The sequence below is a fragment of the Spirillospora sp. NPDC000708 genome (assembly GCF_040299565.1).
Taxonomy (GTDB): Bacteria; Actinomycetota; Actinomycetes; order Streptosporangiales; family Streptosporangiaceae; genus Spirillospora.
Window position 1 is genome coordinate 25,368 of the sequence record NZ_JBEPCJ010000077.1, and the last position, 19,921, is coordinate 45,288.

15 protein-coding genes are annotated in these 19,921 nt (G+C 74.1%); 10 read left to right on the forward strand and 5 right to left on the reverse strand.

The window, feature by feature from the left end; all coding sequences use genetic code 11:
- Positions 1–59: 59 nt before the first annotated feature.
- Both ABT299_RS38780 and ABT299_RS38785 read right to left on the reverse strand, forming a co-directional pair.
- Positions 60–2,519 (reverse strand): M4 family metallopeptidase, encoded by a 2,460-nt coding sequence (locus ABT299_RS38780; protein ID WP_387032158.1) that lies wholly within the window; start codon positions 2,517–2,519, stop codon positions 60–62.
- Between the two features lie 256 nt (positions 2,520–2,775).
- Positions 2,776–5,634 (reverse strand): AAA family ATPase, encoded by a 2,859-nt coding sequence (locus ABT299_RS38785; RefSeq protein ID WP_387032155.1) that lies wholly within the window; start codon positions 5,632–5,634, stop codon positions 2,776–2,778.
- Between the two features lie 438 nt (positions 5,635–6,072).
- Between ABT299_RS38785 and ABT299_RS38790 the strand changes: the two genes are divergently transcribed.
- The 10 genes from ABT299_RS38790 (at position 6,073) to ABT299_RS38835 (ending at position 16,536) form a co-directional block, all read left to right on the forward strand.
- On the forward strand, positions 6,073–7,068 hold the full coding sequence (locus tag ABT299_RS38790; protein ID WP_190855688.1) for a Gfo/Idh/MocA family protein: 996 nt from the start codon (positions 6,073–6,075) through the stop codon (positions 7,066–7,068).
- Positions 7,065–8,048, forward strand: coding sequence for an inorganic phosphate transporter (locus ABT299_RS38795; protein WP_500253781.1), 984 nt, complete (start codon positions 7,065–7,067; stop codon positions 8,046–8,048). The genes ABT299_RS38790 and ABT299_RS38795 overlap by 4 nt, the downstream gene beginning before the upstream one ends.
- Positions 8,045–8,704, forward strand: a complete 660-nt coding sequence (locus tag ABT299_RS38800) for a DUF47 family protein (protein ID WP_206699910.1) — start codon at positions 8,045–8,047, stop codon at positions 8,702–8,704. The genes ABT299_RS38795 and ABT299_RS38800 overlap by 4 nt, the downstream gene beginning before the upstream one ends.
- Before the next feature lie 179 nt (positions 8,705–8,883).
- Positions 8,884–10,080, forward strand: coding sequence for an ABC transporter substrate-binding protein (locus ABT299_RS38805; RefSeq protein ID WP_500253782.1), 1,197 nt, complete (start codon positions 8,884–8,886; stop codon positions 10,078–10,080).
- Between the two features lie 64 nt (positions 10,081–10,144).
- Positions 10,145–11,968: an ABC transporter permease gene (locus ABT299_RS38810; RefSeq protein WP_387032145.1), complete on the forward strand. Its 1,824-nt coding sequence runs from the start codon at positions 10,145–10,147 to the stop codon at positions 11,966–11,968.
- Positions 11,969–11,971: 3 nt separating this feature from the next.
- Entirely contained in the window at positions 11,972–13,156 is a 1,185-nt protein-coding gene (locus ABT299_RS38815; protein WP_500253783.1) for an ABC transporter ATP-binding protein, read from the forward strand.
- Positions 13,153–14,028, forward strand: a complete 876-nt coding sequence (locus tag ABT299_RS38820; protein ID WP_500253784.1) for an HAD family hydrolase — start codon at positions 13,153–13,155, stop codon at positions 14,026–14,028. Before ABT299_RS38815 ends, ABT299_RS38820 begins: the two co-directional genes overlap by 4 nt.
- The gene (locus ABT299_RS38825; RefSeq protein ID WP_500253785.1) at positions 14,025–14,879 is read left to right on the forward strand and encodes an inositol monophosphatase family protein; all 855 of its coding nucleotides are present in this window, start codon (positions 14,025–14,027) and stop codon (positions 14,877–14,879) included. Before ABT299_RS38820 ends, ABT299_RS38825 begins: the two co-directional genes overlap by 4 nt.
- The gene (locus ABT299_RS38830) at positions 14,876–15,718 is read left to right on the forward strand and encodes a Cof-type HAD-IIB family hydrolase (protein WP_500253786.1); all 843 of its coding nucleotides are present in this window, start codon (positions 14,876–14,878) and stop codon (positions 15,716–15,718) included. The genes ABT299_RS38825 and ABT299_RS38830 overlap by 4 nt, the downstream gene beginning before the upstream one ends.
- Positions 15,715–16,536, forward strand: a complete 822-nt coding sequence (locus tag ABT299_RS38835; protein ID WP_500253787.1) for an MBL fold metallo-hydrolase — start codon at positions 15,715–15,717, stop codon at positions 16,534–16,536. Before ABT299_RS38830 ends, ABT299_RS38835 begins: the two co-directional genes overlap by 4 nt.
- Here ABT299_RS38835 and ABT299_RS38840 read toward each other — a convergent pair.
- From ABT299_RS38840 to ABT299_RS38850, 3 genes are all read right to left on the reverse strand, one after another.
- The gene (locus tag ABT299_RS38840) at positions 16,526–17,485 is read right to left on the reverse strand and encodes a LacI family DNA-binding transcriptional regulator (RefSeq protein ID WP_500253788.1); all 960 of its coding nucleotides are present in this window, start codon (positions 17,483–17,485) and stop codon (positions 16,526–16,528) included. The genes ABT299_RS38835 and ABT299_RS38840 overlap by 11 nt on opposite strands.
- Before the next feature lie 125 nt (positions 17,486–17,610).
- Entirely contained in the window at positions 17,611–18,966 is a 1,356-nt protein-coding gene (locus ABT299_RS38845; protein WP_500253789.1) for a phytase, read from the reverse strand.
- A 119-nt stretch (positions 18,967–19,085) separates the two neighbouring features.
- Positions 19,086–19,823 (reverse strand): GntR family transcriptional regulator, encoded by a 738-nt coding sequence (locus ABT299_RS38850; protein WP_500253790.1) that lies wholly within the window; start codon positions 19,821–19,823, stop codon positions 19,086–19,088.
- Between the last annotated feature and the right edge of the window lie 98 nt (positions 19,824–19,921).

The following is a 19,921-nucleotide window of genomic DNA, read 5'->3' on the forward strand; positions in this document are numbered from 1 at the left end:
ACTGTCGCCGGCCCCCCAGCGGTGGGGGCCGGCGACAGAGCGGGGTGAGGGAGGGGGCGTCAGCCGGCGTTCAGGGCCACGTCGTCAAGGACGAAGCTCGTCTGGAGGTAGGCGTCCTCCGTGCCGGAGAAGGAGAGCGTGACGGTCTGGCCCGCGTAGGCGGACAGGTCGATGCTCTTCTGCGCGTAGCCCGAGTTGGCGTCGAGGTTGGAGTAGGACGCGACGGTCGTGCCGTTGGCCTTGACGGTGAGCTTGTCGTAGGCCGTGCCGGGCGACTCGTCGGTGTCGATGTGCAGGTAGTAGGTGAGGGTGGCCTTGCAGTTCGCCGGGATCGTCACCGACTGCGTGGCCGAGTCCGTGTGGGACTGCCCGTAGCCGTCGAGCCAGGCGAAGTGCGTGCCGGAGTGGGCGCTCTCACCGCTGCCGTTGGCCGAGACGACCCCCGACGTGGTCGTCCACGGCGAGGTGCCGCTCTCGAACCCGCCGTTGGACACCTTGTTGCCGGGCGAGGAGCACGTGCCGCCGCCGACCGGGTTGACCGTCCAGGTGAAGGTGGCCGTGCCGGTCTGGCCGGAGGTGTTCTTGGCGGTGACCGTGACGGTGCTGGTGCCCGCGGTGGTCGGGGTGCCGGAGATCACGCCGGTGCTCGCGTTGATCGTCAGCCCGGCTGGCAGCCCGGTCGCGCTGTAGGTCAGTGCCTGCCCGTTGGGGTCACTGGCCTTGATCTGCACGCTCACTGCCTGGCCGACGGTGCTGGTCTGGTCGCCGGGGCTGGTGACCGTGGGGCCGCCGCCCTGCCCGGGGCAGGTGCCCGGGACGGGGTCGCTGCCGGTGACGCTGACCGCCGCCCACGCGGCGTTGATGGTGTTGTACTCGGTGCAGTGGGTGCCGTACAGGTCGGCCGCGGCCTTCAGCGAGTCGGTGCGGGCCTGCGCGTAGTTCTCGTTGCTGTTGGCGTAGGACGCCAGGGCCTTGTACCAGATCTTGGCGGCCTTGTCGTTGCCGATGCCCGTGACCGTGGAGCTGTTGCAGGTCGGGCTGTTGCCGTAGCCGTGGTCCCCGCTGCCGACGGCGGCGAGGAAGAACCAGTGGGTGAGCGGGCCGAGCGAGTAGTGCGGGTCCAGGCTGCCGTTGTTGCTGCTGTAGCAGTTGGGCGAGTTGCCGTCGAGCGACGGGTTGTACATCCAGCGCAGCGGCTGGTTGTCGCCGTTGATGTTGATCAGCTCGCCCATGGTGTAGTCGGGCGTGTCGACCGGGTTGTTGGCGTAGAACTCCACCATCGTCCCGAAGATGTCGCTGGTGCCCTCGTTCATCCCACCGGTCTCGCCGTTCTCCTCCCAGCCGGTGAGGGCGCCGCTGACGCCGTGGCTCATCTCGTGGCCGGCGACGTCGAGCTCGACGAGCGGCCGGGCGTTGCTCTGGCCGTCGCCGTAGGTCATCTGGGTGCCGTCCCAGAACGCGTTGACGTAGGCGTTGCCGTAGTGGGTGCGGGACGGGACGCCGCGGCCGTCGCCGAAGATGCCGCTGCGGCCCTGGACGTTCTTGTAGTAGTCGTAGGTCATCGCGGCGCCGTAGTGGGCGTCGACGCCGGCGGAGGCGGGGTCGCTGTTGGAGCCGTTGCCGAACGTGCCGGTGGTGTTGCTGAAGGTGGTGCCGGTGCCGGACGTGGCGTGGTTGAGGTTGGTGGTGTAGCCGTTGCCGTGGGACGGGTCCTTCATCGTCCATGTGCTGCCGGACTGCGTCAGGTCGATGTTGACCGTCCCGACGTAGATGCCGTGGCCGGAGCCGGTGGTCAGCGCCGTCCGCGGGGCCGCGGGAGCGGCGGGGGCGGCGGCGCGGACGCCGGCGGGAGCGATGGTGTCGATCTGGTCGCTGCTCTGGACGACGCGGCCCTTGCGGGCGTCGACCATGACGTGCAGCCGGCTCGGCGTCTGGTCGGCCTTGACGCCGGACACGACGGTCTCCCAGACCAGCGTGGCCGACCGGCCGTCCATCCTGATCGCCAGCTTGGGCGCGGAGACCGCCGAGACGGTGCCCTTGAGCTGCTGCCGGGCGAGCGCGGCGGCGTTCTGGGAGCTGATGGCGGGCGTGGTGCCGATGGCACCGGAGGTGGCGGACGCGGTCTCCAGCGTCCGGTAGGAGCCGTTGGGCTTGAGGTGGACGATGAGGTCGCCGCCGTAGACGGGGAGCCCCTTGTAGGTCCGGTCGAAGCGGACGTCGGCGGCGCCGTCGCGGCTGACGGCGACGGTGCGGACCTTGAACGCCTGGCCGCTCGCGCGGTGAGCGCGCGCGCCGTGGGCGTCGAGGGCCTTCCGCGCGTTCTTGACGGCCTTGTCGCGCGTGGACGGTGCGGGGTTCAGCGTGAAGTCGGCCTTGGAGAAGGCGTCCGGGCCGGCGGGCTGGGTCTTGGCCTTGGGGGTCGGCCGCGGGGTCGCCGCGGCCTGCGGTGCGACCGCGACGCCGGTGAGGGCGATCAGCGCGGCCGCCGATGAGGCGATCGCGATTGTCCGTTGGGACATGGGGGTGGTTGTCCTTTCACCACTGAAGCGGGTAATCCCGTGGTGACGGGGGGGACGCGTCCGGAGGCCGCGGCATCCGCTCCCTTCTGTGCGATTCCGACACTGGGTGATTCGGTTCAAGTCGGGCGTCACGGACAAGCGCGAGTCTGTGGACACGTGAGCGTTTGCAGAAGCCTCACGGCGAAGGCGTAGGGATATCCCTATGCCTGCGGGCACGCCCCTCCGGCGAGCCGCAGGAACTCAGCGAAAGCGCAGGTCAGCGGCCGGACACCGCGACCCGCGCGACGTCCACCCGGGAGCGGACGCCCAGCTTGCGGAACGTCCGGGTGAGGGCCGCCTCGACGGTCTTCACGCTGAGGAAGAGCCGGGACGCGATCTCCCGGTTGGTCGCGCCCTCGGCGACCAGGACGGCCACCTCGCGCTCGATGTCGGTGAGGACGTCCAGCGGGTGGGCGCCCGCGCCCCGGCCGCCGGCCTCGCCGGACCCGTGCCCGTGCCCGCCGCGCTCCGGTCCGCCGCGGGCGCCGTTGCCGGGACCGGCGTGCTCCGAGTCGCCGTGCCGGTGCCTGCCGTGCTCGATGTCCCGCAGCTCGTCCTGGACGCGCTCCAGCCAGGGCCGGGCCTGCGCACGGGCGAAGATGGTCCGGGCGCGCAGCAGGTCGGCGCGTCCCGCCTCCACGTCTCCCGTGTGCGCGCGGAACGCGCCCAACTCCAGCCAGGCACGTCCCTCCTCCAGCCGGTACGGGAGCGCCTGCGACAGCTCGACCGCGCGGACGAGCCCGTCCAGCGCGCCCTCGCGGTCGCCCTCCGCCGCGCGGACCAGCGCGGACGAGCGCTCCAGCACCGCCAGGACGCTGCGCCGCCCGAGCCGCGTCGCCTGCGCCCTCGCCTCGGACAGCACGTCCGCCGCGTCCTTCGTGCGGCCGACGGCGACGAGGGCGTCGGCGAGGTCGGCGTGCCAGCGGCGGACCGCCGGGTCCCCGAGCCCCTGCGACGTCTCCATCAGCCGGACCCGCTGCAGGATCCGCACCGCGGCGGCGGCGTCGCCGAGCCGCAGCCGCACCTGCGCCTCGGCGTGCAGCGCGCGCGGCAGGAACAGCAGGTCGCCGTCGGTCTCGCTGTGCTGGAGCGCCTGCTCCGCCGCGGTCAGCGCCCGTTCGAGGTCGCCGCCCGCCGCCTCCGCGAGCGCCAGCGAGTACCAGGACGGCCCCTGGCTCAGCCCGGAGTCCTCCGCGAGGTCCAGGCTCTGCCGGGCGAGGCTCAGCGCCTGCCGGCAGCGGCCCCGGTGGATCTCCACCTGGCTCATGCAGAACTGGCTCAGGCACAGGCTCTCGACGACGCCGCGCTGGCGGACGCCGTAGATCAGCGTGCGCAGCTCGTTGCGGGCCTCCTGCAGCCGGTCGTGCAGCAGGTGGTGCCGGTGCTTGAGGTAGATGGGCCCGTTGTGGTGCCACATGACCTGCGGCTCCTGCGGGTCGGCGAGCGCCCGGCGCAGCGTCCGCTCGCCCTCCGGGCGGCCGAGGAAGAACTCGATGTTCGCCTGCTTGGTCAGCGCGAGCAGCTCCGTCGCCCGGTCCCCGGCGACGGCGGCCAGCTCGGCGGAGCGGCGCGCGTGCTGGAGCGCCGCCTCCGCCGAGCCCAGCACCATCCACGCCCGCCAGCTCAGCCGGTAGTGCAGCGGCGCGAGCAGCTCGGGCTCGCCCCGGGCGTCCTCCATCGCGCGCGGGAAGACCTCCTCCACCTCGGCCAGCGCCTGGCCGGAGGAGTCCATCACGACCATCCAGGCGCGCACCCGGTCGCGCGGCAGCGCGGACGCCTCCAGCACCAGGTGCGCCAGCCGCCGCGCCAGGGGGTAGTCGCCCGCCGCGACGGCGTCCTCCGCCGCGCGCAGCCGCCGGCCGACCTCGGCGTCCCGCTCGGACTCGGGGGTGTGGTCGGCGGCCAGCTCGCCGAGGTGCGCCGCCGTCGACAGGCCGCCGCGGCGGCGCGCTACGGCGGCGGCGTCCTCCAGCGTCCCGGCGATCCGCCGGTCCCGCCCTGACGTCAGCTTCGCCATGTGCAGCGCCCGTTCCACCGGGTCGCGGACGGCCTGCGCCAGCGACGCGTGCACCGCCTTCCGGTCGCCGGCCTCCGCCTCGGCGTAGATGACGGCCGACAGCAGCGGATGGGTGAACCGGATCTGGCCGCCGGCGTCCACGTCGACGATGCCCTGCCGCTCGGCCTCCGCGAGGTCCGCGCCGCCGGCCCGGCGCAGCAGCTCGACCGACGGGCGGCTCGCCGCGCTCGCCATCAGCAGCGTCTCGCGGGTGGCCCGGGGCAGCGCGCCCACCCGCTTCTGGATCAGCACCGACAGGCTCTGCGGGATCGGCAGGGCGCCGCCCGGCGGGCCGCCGTCCTCCAGCGCGCCGCTCTCCACCGCGCTGCGCGCCAGCTCCACGGCGAAGAACGGGTTCCCGCCGCTCACCCGGTGGATGCGGGCCACCTGCGACCGTGGCCAGTACCGGCCGAACCGATCCGCCAGCAGCGCCGCCAGCTCCGCCGCCGACATCGGCGGCACCTTCACCGTCAGCACCGGCTTCGGGCACAGCCCGGCCGCGTCCCGCCACTGCCCGCCGGACCGCCGCGGGTCGCCGAACGACGCCCGGACGGAGGCGACCATCCGCAGCGGCGGCGCCAGCCGCCCGGCCCGCCGGGCGACGAACGCGAGCAGCTCACCGGTCGGCTGGTCCAGCCACTGCGCGTCGTCGACGAGGACGAGCCCGGGCCGGTCGGCGCAGAGCATCCGCAGCGTGTGCAGCACGCCGAGCCGCAGGCTCAGCAGGTCGCGCTCGCCGATCGGGACGTCGTGCAGCAGCAGCGCGGACCGCAGGGCGCGCCGCTCCGGCTCGGGCAGCCGGTCGACGACCTCGTCGGCGCCCTGCGCGACCAGGTCGATGAGGCCGAGGAACGGCAGGTGGCGCTCGGTCTCGGCGGGGCAGCACGCGAAGACCCGGTGCCCGGCCGCGGCGTACTCGTCGGCGAGGGTGGACACGAGCGTGGACTTGCCGATCCCGGTGGGGCCGACGAGCAGCGCGCCGCCGCCCCCGGCCAGATGGGCGCGCACGTCGGCCAGCACGCTCTCCCTGCTCGGCGCGGGAGCGCCGCGGACGCGCTGAAGCCGTTCCCCGTCTGTTGCCGGAGGACGCGCAGGTGGGACGATGCCCGTCGCGTCTTCGCCGGCCGGCCGGATCGCATGCCTCATCGCGTGGCCTCCGCACCGCCTGGGTCGGCGTGTGAACCCGTCGCGGACGGTAACCCGCTCCGCAACCGCAGTCAAGATCCCGGTGGCGGCCCGGCCGGGGCGCCGCCCGCGGCCTCGGCGAACGGCCCGCACCGCGTCCATGACGTCACGTCAGTACGTCCATATGTAAGAACAAAGTATTGACGGGCCCTCCCGCTGCGGATACAAATGTGCCCCAGGCCACACAGATGACGAGAAGGTGAACAGAGGGTGAACACTCTCTGAACTCCGGATGACGCGTCATCCCCTCGACCGGGCCATTGGAGGCACACCATGCGGGTCGGACTGTTGGGCGCGGGACGGATCGGGGCGTGGCACGCCCGGTTCCTGAGCGGTCATCCGGCGGTCGCGGAGCTGGTGATCGGCGACGCCGACCCGCGCCGGGCCGAGGCCCTCGCCGGCCCGCTCGGCGCCCGCGCCGCCGACCCCGGCGCGGTGCTCGCCGCCCGCCCGGACGCGGTGCTGATCGCGACGCCCACCTCGACCCACGCCGACCTGCTCGTCCGGGCCTGCGAGGCCGGCGTGCCGGCGTTCTGCGAGAAGCCCGTCGCCCCCGACCTGCGCACCACGCTGGAGGTGCGCGACCGCGTCGCCAAGACCGGGGTGCCGGTGCACATCGGCTTCCAGCGCCGCTTCGACGCCGGGTACGCCGCCGCCCGCCAGGCGGTGCTGGACGGCCGGCTCGGCGACCTGCACCGCGTGCACCTCGTCACCGCCGACCCGGCGCCGCCGCCCGCCGAGTACGTCCGCACGTCCGGCGGCATCTTCCGGGACTGCCACATCCACGACTTCGACATCCTGCGCTGGGTCACCGGCCGCGAGGTCGAGTCGGTGACGGCGGTCGGCGCCAACCGCGGCGACGGCTACTTCGCGGACGCCCGGGACGTCGACACCAGCGCCGCCGTCCTGGTGCTGGACGACGGGACGATCGCGACGATGCAGGGGTCCCGCTACAACGGTGCGGGCTACGACGTCCGGATGGAGCTGTCCGGCACCGCCGGGACGTGGGTGGTCGGGCTGGACGAGCGGGCCGCGCTGCGGTCGGCCGAGCCGGGCGTCGACTGGCCGTCCGGGGACGCGTGGACCAACTTCTGGGACCGGTTCGAGCCCGCCTACGCGAGCGAGATTGGAACGTTCCTAGACATGGCGCGGGGCCACGCGGACAGCCCGTGCACCGTCGACGAGGCCCTGGAGGCGCTGCTCATCGCCGAGGCCGCCACGGTGTCGCTGCACGAGGAACGCCGCGTCCGGCCCGCGGAGCTGCGATGATCTGGGCCATCGCGTTCGGCGCCGTCGCCCTCGCCTTCGTCTGGGTGACCGGCGTCAACGACGGCGGCGCGCTGCTCGGGCTGAGCGGCCGCTACCCCCGCTCGCCCGCGCCGCTGCTGATGCTGCTCGTCCTGCTGCCGCTGGTGCTCGTCCCGCAGCTCGTCGGCACCGCCGTCGCGCGGACCTTCACCGAGCGGCTCGCCGACCTCGGCGACCCCCACGGCGCGGTCGCGTTCCTGCTCGGCGTGACCGTCGCGCTCGGCATCGTCGGGCTCCTGTCCCGCAAGGGGCTGCCGACCAGCCTGACCCTCGCGATCCTCGGCGGCATCGGCGGCGCCTGCCTCGGCATGGGCCTGCGCGTGTCGTGGGACGGCCTCGCCACCGTCCTGCTCATCGGGGCGGCGGCGCCGCTCGTCGGGACCGCCGTCGGCTACGGCCTCGGGCTCGCGTCGCGGCGCGTCCCGTCGTTCACCGGCATGCCGCGGGCCGTCCGCACCGCCCACGTCCTCGCCTACGGCGCGCAGTGCGCCGCCTACGCCGCCAACGACGGGCAGAAGATGCTCGCCGTCGTCAGCGTCGCCCGCCAGGTCGTGACGACCCGGCGGCTCGGCGCCGTCGGCCCCGTCCAGCCCGCCCCGCTGATGCTGCTGCTGATCGCCGTCGTGTTCTGCGCCGGCGCGCTCAGCGCCGTGCACCGCGTCGGGGAGCGGCTCGGCCGCGGCCTCGTCCTCGCCCGCCCGCTGCACGTCGTGTCCACCGAGGCGGCCGCAGCGGCGTCGGTGACGGCCAGCTCGCTCGCCGGCGCGCCGGTCAGCATGACCCAGTCGGTGACCGCCGGGGTCGTCGGCGTCGCCGCCAGCGAGGGCGCGTCCCGGGTGCGCTGGCAGAACGTCCTCGGCATCGGCGCGGCGTGGCTGTTCACGCTGCCGCTGGCGTTCGCCGCCGGCGCCGCCGGCGGCCTCGCCGCGAGGGCGCTGTGAGCGCCGCGGTGCGGCCCGCGCGCCGCTTCCGGCTCGTCTGGGACGACCTGCGCGGCCGCTCCGGGACACGGGTGATCGACCAGGTCGGCCGGCAGATCCGCGCCGTCCGCGACGGCGCCGAGCTGGCCCGCGCCATGGCCGCCGGGCGCACCCCGCCCGCCGACGCCCGCGCCCGGATGGCGGAGATCGAGCACGCCGGCGACGCCGAGCGCGCCGCGCTCGCCGCGATGCTGCACGGCGTCCTCGCCACCCCCATCGACCGGGAGGACCTCTACCGGCTGTCCCGGTCCGTCGACGACGTCCTGGACAACCTCCGCGACTTCGTCCGGGAGGCCGACCTGTTCGGCCCGCCGGACCTCGACTTCACCCTCGCACCGCTGGACGCCGTCCTCGACGGGCTGACCGCCCTCGACGGCGCCGTCCGGAAGGTCCTCGCCGAGCCCGCCGCCGTCACCCTCGCGGCGCTGGGCGCGCGCAAGGCCCGCAACCGCGTCCGGGAGACCCGGCAGGCCGAGCTGGCCCGCCTGTTCGCCGGACCGCTCGGCACCGACGTCCTGCGCGGCCGGGAGCTGCTCGCCCGGCTCGACGCGGTCGGCCGCCGCCTCGGCGAGGCGGCGGACGCCCTGTCCGACGCGATGTTGAAACGCAGTCACTGATGCCGACGCAGTCGATCGGGGGGCGTGGGGGGTCGTCCCCCCTCGAGAGGAACTGATGCCGACGCAGCCGATCGGGGAGCGTGGGGGGTCGTCCCCCCTCGAACGGCACTGACCCCGCTGTCACCCGCATGAGAGCCGCAGGTCGGGGGCCCGCGGATGCACACGAGGAGAGAACCCACATGATCCGCACCATTCCCACCGGGCGCCGCGCCCGGGCCGGTGCCGCGGCGGCCGCCGCCGTCGCCACCGCGCTGCTCGGCGCCTGCGCGCCCTCGACCAGCGGCCAGGCCGGCGAGGAGGGGACGCCGCTGCCGTCGGTGACCGTGCAGGACGCCGCGTCGTTCGACCTGGACGACCTCGTCGCCGCCGCCAAGAAGGAGGGCAGCGTGCTCGCCTACGACGGCAGCGGCGACGTCAAGGACATGGCGGAGGCGTTCACGAAGAAGTACGGCATCAAGGCCGAGGGCGTGAAGTCCAAGGCCGCCGACACCGCCGAGAAGATGACCCGCGAGGCGCAGGCAAAGAACGTCACGATCGACGTGAACCTGTTCGAGGACGGCCCGATGCTCGTCGGCCAACTCCTCCCGCAGAAGATCGTCCAGACGTGGATCCCGCCGGACCTCGCGCCGCACATCGGCGAGGCGAACCGCAACCCGCTGATGATGATCTCCAAGGCGTACGTGTTCGTCTACAACACCAAGCTCAGCCCGCAGGGCTGCCCGGTGAAGAACATCTGGGACCTCACCGACCCGAAGTGGAAGGGCAAGGTGATGCTGCAGGACCCGCTGGGCAAGGAGGTCTTCACCCAGTGGTTCACGCAGATGGCCAAGCAGGGCGGCGACAAGCTCACCGCCGCGTACGCGCAGCTCGGCAAGGGCCAGCTCAAGCTGACCGAGGACGACCCCGCGCACGAGTGGGTGAAGCGGTTCGCGCAGAACTCACCGGTCCTCACCACCGAGGACGAGGACGTCGCCGCCGGCGTCGCCGCCCCCAACCAGACCCAGCAGCGCATCGGCCTGTTCTCCATCGCGAAGTTCCGCGACGTGGAGGAGAAGGGCTACCAGATGAAGGTCTGCGAGGGCCTGAACCCGTGGACCGGCTTCGCCTACCCGAAGTTCGCCACCATCGCCACCGGCTCCAAGCACCCGAACGCCGCCAAGCTGTTCGTGCACTTCGCCATGGAGAAGGAGGGCTTCGACCTGGAGGCCCACGCCGGCGGGGTGTCCGGTAACGACGCGGTCGGCGTCAGCAGGAACAACCCGCCCGGGCTGACCGACTGGAACGGCCAGCTCTACCGGTTCTCGTCGAGCCAGCTCATCGCCGACTTCCGCGCCCGCCAGGACATCAAGGACTTCTGGCGTCTCAACCACCACTGATCCCCCGTCCGGCGGGCCGCGAACGGCGGCCCGCCGGTCCCCTCTCACCCCGGAGGAACCTTCCATGGCGGTCGCCGCCTCCGCACCGCCGGCGTCACGTGGCCGGCGCGTGCTGTACCGGGCCCGCGTGCTGCTGCGCGATCCCACCGTCCTGCTCGGCATGGTGATGACCCTCGTCCTGCTGTACCTGGTCATCGCGCCGCTGGTGTCGGTGATCTCCGACGCGGGCCGCGTCCAGTACGGGGACGAGGCCCGCTCCGGCCAGGCCCCCGGCTCCTGGACGAGCTACTACCTGTGGCGGGTGTTCCGCTCGCCCGTCAGCAAGCTGCTGTTCTGGGAACCGCTGTGGCACACGCTGTTCGTCGCCGTCGGCGTCATCGTGTTCGCGCTCGTCGTCGGCGGCTCCATGGCGTGGCTGGTGACGCGCACGAACGTGCCGGGCCGCAAGTTCCTGGCCGCCGCGCTCGTCGTGCCGTACATGCTGCCGTCCTGGACGTTCGCGCTCGCGTGGCTGACGCTGTTCAAGAACGAGCGGTCCGGCGGGCAGGTCGGCTACCTGCAGGGCGCCGGCATCCACACCCCCGGCTGGCTCGCCTACGGGCCGCTGCCGATCATCGTGACGCTGGGCCTGCACTACTACCCGTTCGTCCTGCTGCTGTTCGGGAACGCGCTGCGCCGCATCGACTCGCAGCTGGAGGACTCGGCGCGGATCCTCGGCGCCGGCGGCCGGACGGTCCTGCGCCGCGTCACGCTGCCGCTGATGATGCCGGCGCTGTCGTCGGCGGTGCTGCTGGTGCTCGGCCGCGTCCTCGGCACGTTCGGCACCCCGTACATCCTCGGGCTGCCCAGCGACTACAACGTGCTGTCGACGAGCCTCTACCACGCGATCCGCGACCGCAGCACCGGCGTCGCGTCGACGCTCGCGGGCGTCATCGTCCTGGTCGGCGTGCTGGTCGTGCTCGTCGACACGCGGCTCGTCCGCGAGCAGCGCCGGTTCGTCACCGTCGGCGGCAAGGGCGCCATGGACCGGCGCGGCGACCTGCGCGCCTGGCGCTGGCCGGCCTTCTCCCTCGGCATGGCGGTCTTCGCCGCGAGCGTCGTCATCCCGGTGCTGACGCTGCTGCTGTCCACGGTCACCAAGACCCCCGGCGTGTTCAGCGCGGACAACTTCACGCTCAAGTACTGGTTCGGCAGCGACATCCCCGGCGCGGTCGGGTTCCCGCACGGGGTGCTGCGCGGCACCGAGCTGTGGGAGGCCGCCTGGAACAGCCTCCGCATCGTCGGCCTGGCGTCCCTGGTCTGCGGCCTGCTCGGCCTGCTCATCGGGTACGTGGTCGTGCGCGGCGACGGCGGCCGGGTCTCGACGTTCCTGCGGCAGGTGTCGTTCCTGCCCTACCTCGTGCCCGGCATCGCGTTCGCCGCCGCCTGCCTGTCGCTGTTCGCGGTGCGGCGCGGCCCCGTCCCCGCCCTGTACGGGACGATCACGCTGCTCGTCGTCGTCCTGGTCATCACGCACCTGCCGTACTCGTCCCGGTCGGGGATCGCGGCGATGATGCAGCTCGGCCGGGAACCGGAGGAGGCCGCGCAGATCAGCGGCGCGCGGTGGCCGACCCGGATGCTGCGGATCATCATCCCGATCCAGCGCGGCGCCCTCGTCACCGGCGTGGTGCTGCCGTTCATCTCCGGCCTGAAGGAGCTCAGCATCGTGATCATGCTGACCACCTCGGGCACCCAGCTGCTGACCACGCTGTCGATCGGGCTCGTCGACTACGGCTACACCCAGCTCGCCAACGGCGTCGTGCTCGTCATCGCGCTGGTCTCGTTCACCATGACCTACCTGGCCCAGCGGCTCACCAAGAGCAGCCTGGCCTCGGGCATCGGAGGTTGATCAATGCCGACCATCACGCTCAGCGGAGTGGTCAAGAACTACGTCAGCGGGCACGCGGCGGTGAAGGACCTCGACCTCACCATCCCCGACGGCTCGTTCACCTGCCTGCTCGGGCCGTCCGGCTGCGGGAAGACGACCACGCTGCGCATGATCGCCGGGCTGGAGCAGCCGACCCGCGGTGAGATCACCGTGGGCGACCGGGTGCTCGACTCGGTGGAGCGCGGCGTCTACGTCCCGCCGGAGAAGCGCGACATGGGGCTCGTCTTCCAGAACTACGCGCTCTGGCCGCACCTGACGGTGCGCGGGAACACCGAGTTCGGGCTGCGGATGCGCAAGGTCCCGGCGGAGCGGCGCAAGGCCCGCGCGATGGAGGCGCTGGAGAAGGTCCAGGTGGCCGAATGCGCGGACCGCTACCCGTCGCAGCTGTCCGGCGGGCAGCAGCAGCGCGTCGCGCTCGCCCGGATGCTCGCGGTCGACCCCGACGTCCTGCTGCTGGACGAGCCGCTGTCGAACCTGGACGCGCGGCTCCGCCTGGAGATGCGCACCGAGCTGAAGCGCATCCACGACGAGACCGGCGCGACCGTCGTGTTCGTCACCCACGACCAGATGGAGGCCATGACGATGGCCACCCACATCGCCGTCATGTGCGGCGGCGAGCTCCAGCAGGTCGCGCCGCCGATGGAGATGTACGAGCGGCCCGCGAACCGGTTCGTCGCCGAGTTCGTCGGCAGCCCGCCGATGAACATGGTGCCCGCCGAGCAGGCGGGGCTCGCCTCGTCCCTCCAGCGGTTCGCGGAGAAGCGCGGCGACTTCGGCGCGGTCGGCTGCTTCGGGGTCCGTCCCGAGGCGCTGCGGCTCGCCCCGCAGGGCGGCGCCGCGCCGAACACCACCGCGCCGAACACCACCGCGCCGAACACCACCGTGCCGGACACCACCGTGCCGGACACCGCCTGGTCGGAGGACGCCGTCGTCGAGACCGTCCTGCCGACCGGCCCGAGCTGGACGGTCGAGCTGCGCGTGCACGACACCCGGATGTTCGCGATCACGCACGAGGACCCGGGCGCGGGGCCGGGCGACGCGCTGCGCTGCTGGGCGCGTCCCGAGCACCTGCACCTGTTCGGCGAGGACGGCGTCCGGTCGGCCGCCTGGGACGAGGCCGTCACCCCGGTCCGCGAGGGCGCCAAGTGAGCGACGAGAACGCGACCACCGGCCCCGTGAACGGCACGAACGGCACGAACCGCACGAACGGTGCGGGCGAGCGGCCGCACCGGCTCTCCGGGCGGGCGATGCGCCGGCCGCGGGCGCTGCTGCTGGACTTCGGCGGCGTGCTCGTCGAGACGTCCCGCAGGCCCGGCTGGTCGGCGGCGCTCGCCAAGGAGGTGCACGCGCTGCTGTCCCGCGCCGGCTGCCACGACCTCGACGCCGCCGCCGTCGAGACCGACATCAAGGCCGGCGCCGCCGCCGACAAGTGCTGGAAGGACGCGATGTCGCGGCCCTACGCGCCGGCGGAGATGACCCACACCGGGTTCTGGGGCGACTACGTCGCCGCGGACTGGCCGGCCGCCGCGCGGCAGCTCGTCGTCGCGCACGCGACCCCGCTGTGCAAGCGGATGGGAGAGCTGCGGCAGGACCGCCGCACCCGCCCCGGCATCCCCGAGCTGCTGGACGGCGCCGCCGCGCTCGGCGTCCCGTGCGGGATCGTCAGCAACGCGCTGTCCGGGGCCGTGCACCGCGACTACACCGAGGCGACGGGCCTCGCCGGGAAGCTGGCGATCGAGGTCTACAGCGACGAGGCCGGCGTCCGGAAGCCCAACCCCGAGATGATCCGGATCGCCACGCGCGCGCTCGGCGTCGAGCCCGAGGACGCCTGGTACGTCGGCGACAACTTCGACCGGGACGTGGTGTGCGGGCACCGCGCCGGCGTCGGCGGCAACGTGCTGATGGTCGCCAAGGGCACCTACGACGTCCCGTACGAGGTCCGCTACCGGCCCGACGCCGTCGTGGACGACGGCCACGGGCTGCTGGACCTGCTCACCACCGCTGCCGAAGGAGACGCATGAACAGCAAGGGCATCGGCGTGCCCGAGTCGAGGGAGCTGGCGCGGATCGCCGAGATCGCGGCGCGCGCGACCGGCGACCGGCTGCGCGGCGCGTTCCGCTCGCGTCCGGAGGTCGCGGTCAAGCGCGACTTCCACGACCCGGTCACCGAGCACGACCGGGCCGCCGAGGAGACGATCCGCGAGGTGCTCGCCGAGCACACGCCCGGCAGCGTCGTCGTCGGCGAGGAGGGCGGCACGCGCGGCGACGTCGAGGGCTCGCCCGCCGGCGCGGTCCGCTGGTACGTCGACCCGATCGACGGGACCGCGAACTTCGCCGCCGGCCTGCCGTTCTTCTGCACCTCGATCGCGGCGGTCGCGGGCGGCGAGGTCGTCGCGGGCGTCGTGTACGACCCGGTCCGCGACGACATGTTCACCGCCTCGCTCGACGGCGCGACCTGCAACGGCGAGCCGATCCGCTCCGCCGGCGCGGCCGAGGACCGGACCGGCGTGATCGTCACCGGCTACCCGAACGCCCGCGAGCTGAAGCGGGCGGGCGACGCGGCGCTGCGCGACTACGCGAGGCTCGTCGAGTCGTTCGCCACCGTCCGGCGGCCAGGCAGCGCGGCGCTGTGCCTCGCGCACGTCGCGGCGGGCTGGTCGGACGCGGCGTACGGCACGTCCGTCAACGCGTGGGACGTGTCGGCCGGGCTGCTGCTGGTCCGCCGGGCCGGCGGGACGTACCTGCCGCTCGGCGGGGAGCCGGGCGGGGACGACTGGGACGCGCCCGGCTACGTCGCGTGCGTCGGCGGGTTCGACCTCGCCGGGTCCGTGCTGTCGGAGATCGCCGGCCTCGCCCCGGCGGGCCGCCCGTGAGCGCCACCGGCGTGCGGACCGCCGAGTGGATCGTCACGGACCTGGACGGCACGCTCGTCGGCCGCGACCTGCGGATCGTCGAGGCGAACCTGGCCGCGCTGCGCCGCTTCACCGGCGCGGGCGGCAGCGTGGTCGTCGCGACGGGGCGCAGCGAGGAGTCCGCGCTGCCGTACTACCGCGAGCTGGGCCTCGCGACCCCGGCGATCCTCTACAACGGCGCCCGGATCGTGGACCTGAGCACGGGCGCGGTGCTGTACCGGCGGTGCCTGAGCGCGGCGGCGTGGGCGCGGCTGACCCTGCTGTTCGACGAGATGCCGGACGGGGTGTGGCCGGTCGCGTTCAGCGGCGGCCGCGCCCACGTCCGCTCCGCCGGGGCCGCGCCGTCCGCGGCGCTGGCCGAGTACGCGCGCCGCGACCGCATCGCCCTCGCGCGGGTCGGCTCATGGGGCGAGCTGCCCTTCGACGAGATCATCAAGGTGATGCTGATCTGCGACCGGCCCGGCCTGGTCGGCGCGGCGGAGACGGCCCTCGCCGGGTTCGCCGCCGACCCCGGGACCGGCGTCACCCTCGTCCGGTCGGAGGCGACGTACCTGGAGGTGCTGCCGGCGGGCGCGACCAAGGGCACCGCGCTGCGCGAGCTGGCGGCACTGCGCGGCGTGCCGATGGACCGGATCGCGGCCATCGGCGACAACCCCAACGACCTGGACATGATCCAGGCCGCCGGGCTCGGCGCGGCCGTGGGCGACGGCGATCCCGGCGTCCGCGCCGCCGCGGACGTCGTGGTCGCCGACTGCGCGGCGGGCGCCGTCGCCGACCTGGTCGCCCGGGTCATGCCGTGATCCTGACCGTCGTCGGCTGCGCGGGCACCGTCCCGGGACCGGACGCCGCGTGCTCCTGCTATCTGCTGGAGCACGCGGGGTACCGGCTGCTGCTGGACCTCGGCACCGGGGCGCTCGGCCCGCTGCAGCGCTACACCGACCCGTGCGCCGTCGACGCCGTCGTGATCAGCCATCCGCACCGCGACCACTACTCGGACCTGATCCCGCTCGCCTACCTGCGGGACCGGCGCGGCGGGGCGAAGCGGCTGCCCGTCACCGCGCCCGCCGGGACGGCGGCGCACGTGGTGAACCCGGCGGCGCCGCCCGCGTACGCGGGAGCGCTCGACTGGCGCACCCCGCCCGCCGAGCCGCGCCCGTTCGGGCCGCTCACCGTCGTGACGGCACCCGTCGTCCACTCGGTGCCAGGCGTGGCGGTACGGGTGTCGGCGGGCGGGGGCTCGGCGGGCGGGGGCTCGGCGGGCGGGGGCTCGGCGGGCGGGGGCTCGGGAGGCAGTCGCCCGGGAGGCAGTCGCCCGGGAGGCGGGGCGAGCCTCACCTACTCGGGCGACTCCGGCGAGTGCGACGAACTGCTCGACCTCGCGCGGGGCACGGACGTGCTGCTCTGCGAGGCGGCGGCGTCGGTGCGGACGCCCGGCGCCGCCGAGACGCACCTGACGCCCGTCCAGGCGGCCGGGCTGGCGCGGGAGGCGGGCGCGGGGCATCTCGTCCTCACGCACCTGCGGCCGTGGGCCGACCCGCTCGACGCGCTGCGCGACGCCCGGAAGGTCTACGCCGGGCCGATCTCGCTCGCCGTGCCGGGGCTGCGCGTCATGGTGTGAGCGCCCCGGTCGTGGCGCGTTCGGTCAGGACGGGAGGGACGGTGACGCGCCGTCCCTCCCCCGCCGCGCCGCCACCGCCGCCACTGACACCGCCGTCGATCCGGTCGAGCAGCGCGGCCATGGCCAGCCGCCCCAGCTCGGCGGCCGGGGCCGCGACCGTGGTCACGCCGGCGGCGGCCGCGCCCGGGGCGTCGCCGTGCACGATGAGCGACACCTCCCCCGGCACGTCCAGCCCGGCACGGTAGAGGCTGTTCAGCGCGGCCGTCCCGGTGACATCGCCGAGGGCGAGGACCGCCGTCGGCGCCCCGGGCGAGCGCCACCGCGGATCCCCGACGGCGGTGAGCCCGGCCTCGCCCACGGCGGTCTCGAACGCCCTCTCCAGGCGCGAGCGGCCGACGTTCAGGCAGGCGATGCGGCGGTGCCCGAGCTCCGCCAGGCGCGTCACGGCGAGCCGCACGGCCGCCGCGTCGTCCCCCGTCACGCAGTCGACGCCTGCCGACCGCAGCGGGCGCCCCACCACCGCCACGGGACATCCGGCCGCGGCCCGCTCGATCTCGGCCGCCGCGATCCTCGGGCCCGCGAGGACCAGCCCGTCCAGCCGCAGGTCGAGCAGCTCGCCGAGGGCGGCCCGCTCGCGCGCCGGACGCCCGCCGCCGCTCGCCAGCAGCAGCCGGACGCCCCGCCGCGCCGCCTCGTCCGCGAGCCCGTCGTGGACGGACGCGAACGACGGATCGTGCAGGTCGGCGGCCAGCACCCCGGCCATCCCGGTGCGCCCGGCGGCCAGACCGCGCGCCATCACGTTCGGCCGGTAGCCCAGCTCGTCCGCCGCCTTCAGCACGGCCTCGCGGCGCTCCTTGCCGACCTTGGGCGAGCCGCGCATCACCAGCGACACCAGCGCCCGGGACACCCCCGCCCGCGCGGCGACGTCTTCCAAGGTCGGATGGGACATCAACGCTCCTCCACTCACGAGGCTGCCCCCGATCCAACCAGCCCCCGGCCCCTCACGCAGACCGGCGGCGAGCCGCCGTCATGAAGGCGCTCATGACGGCGGCCGCCGCATCTCAAGGAGGCGGATCAGTCGCGGGGGTCCCAGGCGCCGGGGGTGACGTCAAGGTCGAGCGGCTCGGCGACGTCCTTCCAGTCGACGAACTTGAAGTTGGTGTTCGTGCGGACCTCGCCGTCCGGGCCCGTCTCGTCGGGGGCGTTGAAGCCGTCGTGGACGACCAGCAGGCCGTTCTTGAAGCCGCCGACGCGGGCGCTGGTCACCATCGCGCCGTCGCACTCCTCGGAACCGTCCGCGTTCGTCCCGGGCGCGACGCGGAAGTGCCCGAGGTACTCGTTCGAACCCTCCCGGTCGTAGACGACGAAGGTGTTGTCGCCCTGGCTGGACGCGAGCAGGTAGCCCTCGCCGTCGTCCTTGCGGTAGATGGTGAGGCCCTCGGCGTCCGGCGTGATGTGCGCGCCGCCGGCGCCCGGGTCGGGGCCGGTGACCTCGCACTCGTCGGTCTCGGCGTTGTAGGCGGCGGGGACGCCGAAGTCCTTCACCTTGTCGATGAGCCGGGGCGTGCCGCCGTCGAGCGGGATGCGCCAGATGCCGACGTCCTCCTGCGCGGCGTACAGCACGCCGTGCTCCTCGTCGGCGACCATGCCCTCGACCTGCGGGCCGCGGCCCGGGTCCTCGCACGGCGACCAGGTGCCGCCGCCCGGCAGCGCGAACGACGACGGCAGGTCGACGTCCCGGACGTGCCGGTAGGTGATCTTGCCGGCGGCGGTCGCCTCCAGCCGGACGATCCCGACGCGCGGGGTGTGGCGGCGGCTCAGCGCGGCGTACGAGGCGCCGTGCCCGTCCTTCCACGACGCGATCCCGTACGCGGTGGCCTGGTCGTTGACCTGGTCGAGCGAGGAGGAGAACACGAACGGGGCGGCGGCGTCGGTGACGTCGGTGAGCGGCGCGCCGTGCCGGAGCGCGGCCCGCGGGTCGATGGCGTAGGTGCGGACGATGTCGCGGCCCCGGTCGGACACCACGGCGAGGTCGACGGTGCGTCCGCCGAGCCGGAACCCGTAGATCAGGTCGACGTTGTTGAAGCGGCCCGGCTCGTCGCCGGCGCGCGGCGGCGCGGGCGCGGCGATCCGCTGGATCTCGTGCCCGGACGCGTCGTAGACGGCGAGCCCGGCCTGCTTGAGGGTGGTGATGACGAGGTCGCCGTCGTGGTCGCTCGGGTGGTTCCAGATCGCGGGGTCGTCGGCGTTGGCGTTGCCGCCCGCGTCGTCGTCGAACACCGCCGGGGTCTCCAGGCGGGCGTGGACCTGGGCGAGCTCGTCGTCGTCGGCGGACGCCGGGGCGGCCGACAGCGCGGCGGCGGCCAGCGCGGCGGTCACCGCGGCGGCGGCGAGGCGGTGGCCGCGGGGGCGGAACGGTGCGAAGGGCATCGGGTTCCTCCTGATGCGCTCGGGGGGGATGCCCTGCACCGTAAGTGTTAGAGCGCTCTAATTCAATAGAGCGCTCTAATCGATCACGAGGTCCGGCGCGCCCGCGCGGGCGGCGGCGGTCAGCGTTCGACGAGCGTGAGCGCGTAGGAGTAGCGGCTCGCCCGGTACACGTGGCGGCCGAACTCGATCGCGGTGCCCTTGTCGTCGTAGGCGGTCCGGGTCATGGTGAGCATCGGGACGCCGCGCCGCTCGTCCAGCAGCCGCGCCTCCTCGGTCGTGGCGCGGCGCGCGCCGATGGACTGGTTGGCGATCCGCAGGTTGACGCCGCTCGCGCGCAGCAGCTCGTACAGGCCGTGCCGGGCGAGGTCGTCGGCGGTGACGGCGAGCAGGCCCTCGGGCAGGTAGTTGGTGAGCAGCGCGAGCGGCTCGCCGCCGGTGCTCCGGGCGCGGCGCATCCGGAGCACGGGGTCGCCCGCCGCGAGCCCCAGCTCCTTGGCGACCCGGTCGTCTGCGGGCACCGTGCCGAACTCCAGCACCTCGGTCTGCGGCTCCCGGCCGGCCGCCGCCAGGTCGTCGTGCAGGCTGGTCAGCTCGACGGGGCGGCGGATCTCCGACAGGACGACCTGCGTGCCGACGCCGCGCTTGCGGACCAGCAGCCCGCGGTCCACCAGGTGCTGGATCGCCTGCCGGACGGTCGGCCGGGACAGCCCGCAGCGCTCGGCGAGCTCCAGCTCGTTCTCCAGCCGGGTGCCGGGCGACAGCTCGCCGGACTGGATCGCGGCCTCGAGCTGCCGGGCCAGCTGGTAGTAGAGCGGCACGGGGCTGCCGCGGTCCACGATCACGCGCGGTCGGTACACCCCGGGCTCCCTCCGGGCCCGGCTCCCGGCCGGGCTCCCGTACCGGATGATACTCCGCGCTTGGCCGAACCTCCTTACCTCATAATGTCATGACAAAG